This is a genomic window from Serratia sp. LTN-2 (assembly GCF_059740205.1).
Genome location: NZ_JCAXDO010000034.1, coordinates 15,567 through 18,207 on the forward strand (window position 1 = coordinate 15,567; position 2,641 = coordinate 18,207).

At 54.8% G+C, this 2,641-nt stretch carries 3 protein-coding genes; 1 reads left to right on the forward strand and 2 read right to left on the reverse strand.

Annotation, left to right across the window (positions count from 1 at the left end; all coding sequences use genetic code 11):
- Positions 1-18 precede the first annotated feature (18 nt).
- Positions 19-1,290, reverse strand: a complete 1,272-nt coding sequence (locus AC6BYQ_RS27330; RefSeq protein ID WP_348575120.1) for a Y-family DNA polymerase — start codon at positions 1,288-1,290, stop codon at positions 19-21.
- Positions 1,290-1,721 carry a translesion error-prone DNA polymerase V autoproteolytic subunit gene (umuD, locus tag AC6BYQ_RS27335; protein WP_348575118.1) on the reverse strand — a complete coding sequence of 144 codons (432 nt, stop codon included), beginning with the start codon at positions 1,719-1,721 and terminating at the stop codon, positions 1,290-1,292. The genes AC6BYQ_RS27330 and umuD overlap by 1 nt, the downstream gene beginning before the upstream one ends.
- Before the next feature lie 231 nt (positions 1,722-1,952).
- Here umuD and parM point away from each other — a divergent pair.
- A partial coding sequence (gene parM, locus AC6BYQ_RS27340) for a plasmid segregation protein ParM domain-containing protein (protein ID WP_498057590.1) occupies positions 1,953-2,641 on the forward strand: 689 nt, incomplete at its 3' end.

Below are 2,641 nucleotides of genomic sequence, written 5' to 3' on the forward strand. Positions count from 1 at the left end.
CTCTCTGAAAAGCGAAATTTAACTGATCCTCGCTATGGGGATATCTTTCCAGCGGGTGGTGTACGCAGGGGAGAGCATGTCGCGTTTCATTTGCCATGATGGCGCTATCCCTCGTCCGGCAAACCAGACCTGTCCCAGCCCGGAATGATTAATGCCATCGAGAACCTTCATCAGCTCAGCGCTGTGAGGACGTGGAGGACGTTCGTCGAACAGCTGCAGCTGCGAAACGCCGGAGCCGGTGAAGTCATTCAGCATCACACCGGCTTTGGCATACCGGTGCCCATCCTTCCAGATACGCTCCAGAGCCGTTGTGGCGGCCGCAATGATGTCCCGGGTGTCCTGAGTGGGGGTAAGCAGTTTCTCCGTGGCCACGTTGCCGTAGTAAGGCTCTTTAACGGCGAACGGAGACGTTTTGATGAATACGGAAATATGCCGGCAGTACTGGCGCTCTTTACGCAGCTTTTCTGAGGCCCGTTCTGCGTACTGACAGACAGCCTGGCGCAGCGAATCGTATTCAGTGATCTTCTCGCCAAAACTGCGGCTGCAGACGATCTGTTGTTTAGTAGGCGGTGCTTCCTCAAGCGACATGCAGCTTTCCCCGTTCAGTTCGCGCACTGTTCGCTCGAGAACGACGGAGAAATTTTTCCGGATGAAGGCCGGGTTCGTCAGGGCCAGATCAAGCGCGGTCCTGATGCCAAGAACATTGAGCTTGCGTGCAATACGGTTTCCCACGCCCCAGATCTCTTCGACCGGCTGCAGTGAAAGCAGTTTCCGCGTTCGCTGAGGATTCCCCCGGGTCAGGGCGAGCACGCCACGAAACTGTTTCCACTCCTTTGAGGCCCACTGGGCTGATTTTGCCAGGGTTTTCGTCGGCCCGGCACCCACGCCGATGGTCAGACGGGTACAGTCATACACGTGCTGACGCAGCTGCCGGCCGAAGTCCTCCAGGTCCATGCAGTGCTCAACGCCGGTCAGGTCGAGGAACATCTCGTCAATCGAATACTGTTCCACCCTTGGGGCCAGCTCCTCCAGGCAGCTCATCACGCGCGCTGACATCGAGGCATAAAGTTCATAGTTGCTTGAGAACGCGTATATTTTTTCCGGGTACGTTTCGTTTTTCAACTGAAACCACGGCGTGCCCATTTTGATCCAGGGCTTTGCCTCGGCACTTCTTGCGATGACGCAGCCATCGTTATTACTGAGCACCACAACCGGCTTTCCTTTCAAATCAGGGCGGAAAACACGTTCGCAGCTGGCATAAAAGCTGTTCACATCGGCCAGGGCAAACATCAGTACATCTCCCTCGGGCGGTGGATGATGTGCGTGACGACGCCAAAGATATCCAGATCGTCCGGGTCGGGATAAATCGGCGACCAGGCGGCGTTCATTGGCTGCAGCGTCAGTCGTGGCGTCAGCAGAAGCCGTTTAACCGTAAACTCCCCCTGCACACTGACCACAACAATATCGCCGTGCCGGGGCTTCTCTGCACTGTCCACAACCAGCAGATCGCCATTGTAAAGGCTGCCGTCGGACATGCTGTCACCGCTGGCACGGAGATAGTAAGTCGCGCTCGGGTGCCGTATGCAGTAATCATGGAGATCCAGGTCGGACTCGACATAGTCAGCGGCAGGGCTCGGAAAACCGCAGCTGGCCAGGTCTGCAAACAACGGATGGGCCTGTGGCGGGAGTGCTTTCCCGGTGCTGAAAAGCTGCAGTTTCATCTTTCCTCCTGACGTCTAAATATACTGGATATGCATACAGTATATTTAACAGCGTGAGGATAATCCAGATCACCTGCTTCATGAACAGGGTGAGTAACCTAAGTTACTCAAAATGCTATTTAATATCATTATGGGACATTTAAATTACTCATAATGAGAAATAGGGCTTTTATTTTGCCATTTTGCTCTTATAATATGTATCAAATTGAGTTTAATTGACGGAGCATAATGATGAATATTTACTGCGATGATGGTTCAACTAATGTTAAGCTGGCATGGTTTGAAGGAAACGAGCTGCAGACACGGGTTTCTGCTAACTCCTTCCGGCATGGCTGGAAAGTGGCGGAATTCAGTGCCGCAACGTTCAACTATCAGGTGGGCACGCTGAAATACACCTGGGACAGCGTCAGCCGGGATGCCATCCCGACAACAAACGTGGAATACCAGTACGGTGATCTCAACCTGCTGGCCGTGCATCATGCCCTGCTGAACAGCGGACTTGAGCCGCAGCCGGTGAGCCTGACCGTGACGCTGCCCCTGAGCGAGTATTATGACGGGGACTGCCAGCGGAACGAGGAGAACATCCGACGCAAACGAGAAAACCTGATGCGTGAGCTGGTTCTGAATAAGGGCAGGGCATTTACCGTAACGGACGTGAAGGTGATGCCTGAATCACTGCCGGCGGCGTTCTCCCGTCTCGCGGAGCTGAAGCCCGGACCCGCTGAGACCACCCTGATTATCGATCTCGGCGGAACCACGCTCGATGCCGGCGTGATTGTCGGACAGTTTGATGATATCAGTGCGGTACACGGCAATCCGTCTGTCGGCGTGTCACAGGTCACCCGCGCAGCTGCAGGCGCGCTGCGGGCTGCAGACAGCGAAACCAGCGCGCTTATTGCTGACACGGTCATCCGCAACCG

Bases quoted from the DNA above. Each gene is read 5' to 3' on its own strand.
- AC6BYQ_RS27330 (WP_348575120.1), bottom strand. From the start codon at position 1,290: ATGTTTGCCCTGGCCGATGTGAACAGCTTTTATGCCAGCTGCGAACGT.
- umuD (WP_348575118.1), bottom strand. From the start codon at position 1,721: ATGAAACTGCAGCTTTTCAGCACCGGGAAAGCACTCCCGCCACAGGCC.